At 34.3% G+C, this 6953-nt stretch carries 7 protein-coding genes; 5 read left to right on the top strand and 2 right to left on the bottom strand.

Features of this window, described 5'->3' with window-relative positions; all coding sequences use genetic code 11:
- Positions 1-419: 419 nt before the first annotated feature.
- Entirely contained in the window at positions 420-821 is a 402-nt protein-coding gene (locus ACKI2P_RS00760) for a DUF3795 domain-containing protein (RefSeq protein ID WP_407374294.1), read from the bottom strand.
- Positions 822-1037: 216 nt separating this feature from the next.
- Here ACKI2P_RS00760 and ACKI2P_RS00755 point away from each other — a divergent pair, with 216 nt between their 5' ends.
- The 4 genes from ACKI2P_RS00755 to ACKI2P_RS00740 all read left to right on the top strand — a co-directional run bounded on the left by ACKI2P_RS00755 (position 1038) and on the right by ACKI2P_RS00740 (position 5943).
- Positions 1038-4346, top strand: a complete 3309-nt coding sequence (locus ACKI2P_RS00755) for a hypothetical protein (protein ID WP_407374292.1) — start codon at positions 1038-1040, stop codon at positions 4344-4346.
- A gap of 147 nt (positions 4347-4493) precedes the next feature.
- Complete coding sequence (locus ACKI2P_RS00750) at positions 4494-5051, top strand: 50S ribosomal protein L15e (RefSeq protein WP_407374290.1); 558 nt, start codon at positions 4494-4496, stop codon at positions 5049-5051.
- 27 nt (positions 5052-5078) lie between these two features.
- Entirely contained in the window at positions 5079-5501 is a 423-nt protein-coding gene (locus ACKI2P_RS00745; RefSeq protein WP_407374288.1) for an RNA-binding protein, read from the top strand.
- Positions 5502-5556: 55 nt separating this feature from the next.
- Positions 5557-5943, top strand: a complete 387-nt coding sequence (locus ACKI2P_RS00740) for a hypothetical protein (protein ID WP_407374286.1) — start codon at positions 5557-5559, stop codon at positions 5941-5943.
- A 25-nt stretch (positions 5944-5968) separates the two neighbouring features.
- Here the strand turns inward: ACKI2P_RS00740 and ACKI2P_RS00735 are convergent, their stop codons facing one another.
- On the bottom strand, positions 5969-6187 hold the full coding sequence (locus ACKI2P_RS00735) for a PRC-barrel domain-containing protein (protein ID WP_407374284.1): 219 nt from the start codon (positions 6185-6187) through the stop codon (positions 5969-5971).
- Positions 6188-6679: 492 nt separating this feature from the next.
- Between ACKI2P_RS00735 and ACKI2P_RS00730 the strand changes: the two genes are divergently transcribed.
- Positions 6680-6953: helix-turn-helix domain-containing protein (locus ACKI2P_RS00730; RefSeq protein ID WP_407374282.1), on the top strand; the 274-nt coding region annotated here is incomplete at its 3' end.

The following is a 6953-nucleotide window of genomic DNA, read 5'->3' as shown; positions in this document are numbered from 1 at the left end:
TTATTATTTTATTTTTAAATAATTCATTACTATATGTTTATATATTCATGTTGAGCAATATTTAATTAGATAAATGATATGGGTTGAAATAATGGATTTGATTGGGGGGTACTTGTTAGTAATGCTGGTCCTGTTTGCAGGAAATATTGCTTTGCTGGTTGGAGATTTTAAAATCAGCAATGTAAAATTAGTTGCGGATCATTAATATTTGCGGTCATTACTTTTGTTGAATTGAATGTATCTGTCTACCTAATTCATCATTGTCATTTTTATTGGGATTTTTTTCTATTAAACATGTTAATGTTAAAGTAAGCTATTTTTAAATCAATGAGGATTAGAGTATTTGTTAAAATTATTAATCAAATATTTGTTTTAACGTTATTGTGAAAGAATTCTCCGGCTTCTTTAAGCCGGTAGGTTCAATCAATTTTGAATCCGCATTCACTGCATGCTTTTGTCTGGAATTTTACAACCCCTCCACATTCTGGACAGGTCCACTTTTCTTTATCCTGTGTCATCATGCGGCCGATTCCTGTTGTTTTGATTCTTTTGGCACTGTCCAAAGTGTTTAAATCATGCCTTTTAACGTATTTTTTTGAGTGCTTTTTAATTTGGGGGCATGGAAACTCACTGCAGCGACCGCAGTAGCTGAAATTCTTCTTGTCAAAACAGGTCTTGATTTTACACTTCAAGCTAGCTTTGTTTTTCCCGTCATCGCTTATCAAACATCCTCCACAAGGATTTTGGTATTTTTCACAGCTTATGCAGTTTATCCCACATGGTGCAAGCAGTCTTGAATCTAGTTCCTCTGGCATTTTCATATGTTTTAATCTATTTGATAATGAATATAAATTTAATTCTTGATAATTTTTAAGCTATTTTTTTGTCTGATAGGTTATAATTAACGGGCATTGATTTTTTCAAACATTAATTTCTTGCATTTAATTAAATGCTAAATTTGCCCCAAATTTTTAGTTAATTTAATAATGTAATATTTCAATAAATATTATCAGTTATTATTTGGGTGTGGGGTTATTTTGAAATTTTATAAATTTTCAATCATTTTTATTTTCATTGCTATTCTGACATTGGGTGCAGCAAGTGCATCGGATAATTCTACTCAACCTGATATTTTACTAACAGAAGAAAATAATTTGGACATGACTGCAGATGAAAACAGTACACAGGATGTAAATAAAATGGATTTAAAAAACACTGAAAACAGTAATGGAATATCCTATGACAATAAATACTATTTATTCCGGGCAGACGGATGGACTTTAAGCAACAATTTTGAATCAAGTGCCGCTATCACCAGCAGGTCCCTTTCTGATTTTACAGTTGTTGGAACATTCCGTACCCAAAATGATATTGTAGGCATATATTGGAATTCACAGGATCCGATTCAACATCCATATATCAGCTACGGTTCCAGATGTGATTATTCTGATGTAATATTAGATTTTGACTATGAAATGGAAGGGTGTATGGATTTTTCAAGCGGTGCAGTCAATATCATTATTGCATCAAATGGCGGTGAGACATATTATCTTCCAATGAGCCGATTTGTTGACAATAGTCATGTTACATTGGATTTCACTAACATTACACTGTTTGCCGGCGATTCATATATTGACAAAAACGGCCAGCCTGTTACAGTCAGTGAAAACACTATATTGGATACGTCTGATTTGAAATATGTCATGTTGTCTTTGCTTCCAACCAATTTTGTGGAAGACCACAATAAATACACAATCACTGATAATACAGACTTTTCCTGCAGAATATCCAATATAACTGCTGTAAACGGATTTATAGCCAATGAACAGCTGCCTTTAAAACCTCACCAGTACAGGATTTGTGAAGGATATGACGATATTTATAATTTAAATCCCTTCAGAATAGCCAAGGAAATGAGAAAACTGGGATATGTCGACTGGGTTGATTTCTATATTGGTTCATCTTATTTTTATGAAAAAAGTGGAAATATTGGTGATGTAATAGCAGATATGGGATTTAACCATAACAGAACAGAAAAGATGGTTTTAAATAAGGATATTCCTCTTAATGCAGCATTCAAATCATGGCTTGACTGCTATTCACGCGAACTTAAAAGAAACGGCGTTGACAATCTTGTAATCAGTGTCTCAATGGAAAATCTCCAGTGTCCTCAAAGCTGGAGGCAAATGGACTCAGAAGGTAATTTTGCCATGACCGGATGGGCTCCGTCAACATTTCTTTTAAGCCCATGCAATGAAGATGCCATCCGATATATGCAAAATGTAAGTCAGGCATGCCTTGATATTATTGCTGGCAATGGGTTCACACCAATTTTGCAGATGGGCGAGACATGGTGGTGGTGGAGTGAAAACAGTCAGCAAAAACAGACTCCTTTCTTTTATGACAATGCCACTAAAGCAAAATATCTGGCCGAACATGAAAGTGAGCTGCCAGTGTATGATGATGTACGCACTGAGGAATATGGCGCTGAAGCTGTCGGATGGCTCAACCAGCAGCTGGTGCGCTACAGTGATGCCCTTCGAGAAGTCGTTAAAAGTGACAGATATGCTGACGGTTTATACATTGCTCTCTTTTTCCCTCCAAGTGTAACCGACACAGACAGGGTTTCTGAAATGATGAGTGATGTCAATTTTATAAAAGATGCATATTCTCCATCAAAGCTTGACATACTTCAAATTGAGGATTATGATTGGGTAATATTTGAAAGTCCGCACCACAGTGAGGCATATGTTATAGGACTTGAACTGGGATTCAGCGAAGACCGCCTGCATTACTTCGGAGGTTTTGTTCAGGATCCTAGCAATGCCGATAAATATTGGAAACTGATAGGTGAAGCAATGGATGAAGCTTTGGAAAAAAATTTCAGCGAGGTTTTTGTCTGGGCAGGTTCACAGGTCAGAAGAGACAGTAAAATAATCGGATATGATGAAAGTGAGATGTTAGGTAATTTATCACCAACCACAGTATCAGTTCCCGATTTTGTAAGTGTCGGTGAAAACTTCAAAGTCTCAGTTTGCACAAACGAGTGGGTCAAGGGCGTATTTAACGTATATGACTATAACAATGGCCAGAAGGGAGAACTTTTGGATTCAAATGAACTGGTTAATGGAAGTTCATCAGTTAGTCTGTCAAGGGATGTTCCAGGTTTGAGCATCTTTTATCTGGAATTTGAAACTTCCGGTGGGGAGTATCATTTGATTGAATATGTTAACGTAGTTGAAAACTCGGAAAATGTTACTGTAGATATTCTGCCGGAAATCGAAAAGGGATCTGGGCAAAACATAACATTCAGGCTTTCAAAAAATTCATCCGCTCAAATCTATGTGTCATTGGACGGAAATGACTATGAAAAATACTCTATGGAAAACGGTGAATTCACTAAGGATCTCTCTAATTGCCCTACCGGTTATCACACAATTTCACTCAAATACAATGAAGGAAAACCTGATGGAGTAATATATTCCAATACTTTCCAGTTTAATGTAGGTTTTAAAACAGCTATTTTGGCTGAAAATCTAAATACATGCTATAATTCAGGCCATAATCTAATCATGACATTAAAAGACAGTGAAGGCAATCTCCTTAACAGAAAAGATATTTTAGTTAGCTTAAACGGTTCAAATCACACTGCAACCACAAACGATGAAGGTCAGGCAGTACTGAAAATCACACTGCCTGTTGGAAATTACTCTGCAGAAATGTTCTTTGCCGGTGACGGAGGCCATTTGTCATCTTCTGATAATGTTAACATAACTGTCGAGAGAGCTCCGACCCGATTGACAGCATCCAATGTCAATGTGATTTATGGCAGCAGCGCCAATCTCATCATAACTCTTAAGGATGGTGCAAACAATCCTTTGGCAAAACAAAATGTTGCAATTGCCTTGAATAACAAGGTTTACAATAGGATTACTAATTCAAACGGTCAGGTTAAACTGACAGTAAATCTTGCTGCCAAACAGTATTCTGCCAAATTCAGCTTTATAGGTGACGGCACATATATTGCATCCTCAGGCACCGCAAAGATAGTTGTAAAAAAAGCTACTCCAAAATTCACTGCAAAAAGCGTATCATTCAAGGTTAAAACCAAAACCAAAAAATACTCCGTCATCTTGAAAAACAACAAAAATAAGGTCATGAAAAAGATTAAAATCACTCTTAAGGTCAAAGGCAAAACCTATAAGGCAACTACAAACTCCAAAGGAAAGGCAATTTTCAAGATTACCAAACTCACCAAAAAGGGCAAGTTCACAGCATATGTAAAATATGCAGGCAGTTCCAACTACAAGGCAATAACCAAAAAGATTAGAATAACTGTCAAATAATCGAAAATAATGCTGATTATCGATATCTTTATAAATGGGTAAAACAAATATTTTATTACTGTTATTTTTTTGACAGTATAAAATACTTTTTTTGGGATAAGTTCCCATATGGATGTGGCCCTAGTGGCTGAACAAAAGGTGTTATTTATGTATAAATATATTAGAGACGCATGGAAAAACCCAGATGAGTCCTACGTACGTGAACTCATGTGGCAAAGAGCTCCTAAATGGAACAAGCAAGGAGCAGTTCAAAGAATTGACAGACCTACCAGACTCGACAGAGCTAGAAGTTTAGGTTACAGAGCTAAAAAAGGTTTCGTTGTAGTAAGAGCCAGAGTAAGACGTGGTGGAAGAAGGAAAACTCGTCACTTCAATGGTCGTAAACCTAAAAGAATGGGTGTAAACAAAATTACCCAAGCAAAATCAATTCAAAGAATTGCTGAAGAACGTGTAGCTAAAAAATACCCTAACTTAGAAGTATTAAACTCCTACTGGGTATGGTCTGACGGAAGATATAAATATTACGAAGTAATTTTAGTTGATCCAAACAGTCCTTCTATCATTAACGATAAAAAAATCAATTGGATTTGCTCCAAAAAACACACTAACAGAGCTCTTAGAGGCTTAACTAGTGCTGGTAACAAAGGACGTGGAATCAAATCTAAAGGAAAAGGCTCAGAACAAGCTAGAAGAAGAAAAATCTAATTTTTCTTCATTCCTTTTTTGATTAAAATGATTCATAATATTAAATTTAGAGCTTTCGTATATGAAAATGAAAGCATTGATGATATTTCACAAGCTATTTTAAATATTCTTCCCGATGCCGAAATTGAAGCAGAAGAGGCTGAAGGATTACTTGAAGATAAGATTATAATTTTATCCGGTACAGTATCTAAAAAAAGATACACAAAGACTTTTTTTAACACACTCCTGCAGTGGACAGATTTAGATAAATTAAATGATGATTTAGAGCGTAAGATGGATGAGAAAGGAAACTGGTTTTTAAGATTTGACAAAGCTGACGCTCTCGATGAAAAATGGACAATTCTTGATAAGGGTGATGCAATTCATCTGAAAATTAAGGTTGCTGCATTTCCGGCCAAAAAGCAGATTGCAGTTGACAAGGTCCGTGAAGCCATTTTGGAAATTCAATAATCAAAGATATTTTTGAAATGGTAAACTTTATTTTATTTCTTATACAACTATTAATATGGAAAGAAAAAGTTATTATCTGATAATTTTGCTAATTGCTTTTGTAATCTGCATGGGGGTATTCTGGTTTCAGTTTAACAATAATGTAGCTACTTTTATCATTGTTAATGAAACTGAAGTTGCTGAAGGAGGTTCATTTTCAGGAATTCTGATGGATGCCTATAGTTATGGGGTTGCAAATAAGACTGTTACCTTTCACAAGCCAGGTGGGGAGTTAGGAACTCTTGTTGATGCTGTAACTGATGAAAATGGAGAATTCACGATTGAAAATGCAGATTATGTTCCTGGCAGTGATGAAAACTACTACGGAAACTTTACATTTGCAGGTGACGGAAAATATGCAGGATGTAGCTATGAGGGCAATGTGACTGTTGTTGCAAAATAACTGTTATTTTAAGGGAATAACATTCCTATTCTACTTCTATGTCTATGAATATGTATTCTCCTATTGCGGTTACATGTTCATATTCTACTATTATTTTTCCCTGACTGCGTATATTGGTTTTTAAATCAATTAATATGCTGTTGATTTGACCGGTTTTTGTATTCAAATCCATGTCTTCTATTTTTCCTATTTTTTCAGCTCTTTTATCTATAACGCTTTTTCCGATTATACTTTTGATGTTCATTGTATCACAGTATAATAATTATTACCTAAGTTATATATAAGTTAATCATTTCAAAAGATGGAAATTCTTCCTAATCATGTTAAAAATACTTATTTTTATCTTAATAATGCAAGAATACCATGACCTCTTTTAGGTCGTGGATGAATTGCACTGTTGTGTGTACTATTTTTTTTAATTAATTTTATTGCGTTTATTTTTATTTAATATATTTGGAAACTATTTTAGACATATGAATTTTTTTGTTCAGTATACTCTCTTTTTTTTGTGAGGGATTATAATATTTGCTTTGAGTTGTGAAAATTGTCTTGGGTTTAAAAAATTGTTCTCAGTTCGTTATTCGATTACTTCTCAAATGCTCTCCCTCTTTTTTTATATAGGAGTAATTACCAAATGGTATACTATGCAATTAATGTAATTTGATTGTAGTTTTAAAAAATAACACTATTTTGTATGTCTTAAAAAAAATGTAAAATTTGGGGGATGGAGATTTATTTGAGTGAATATATTCGAGGATTAGTTGTTAAACTTCATTTAACTCCTGAACAAGAAGTTGAATTTAAAAAAAACTATGGTTGTGCTCGTAAAACCTATAATGAACTTTTAAATAAATATAAAATCAAATATGGTGAGGATTCTACTAAAATTCCAACTAAAAAAGAATTAAATCACTTCTTAAAAGAAACTAAAAATGAATTACCATATCTGGATGAAACAGAGTCCACTAGCCTTCAACAGGCACGTGATGATTTGCATAAAGCATTTAAAA

Source organism: Methanobrevibacter sp., from assembly GCF_045541095.1.
In the GTDB taxonomy this organism is placed as follows: Archaea; Methanobacteriota; Methanobacteria; order Methanobacteriales; family Methanobacteriaceae; genus Methanocatella.
Note: the sequence above shows the minus strand (reverse complement) of the source record. Positions and strands in the feature narration are given on the sequence as shown.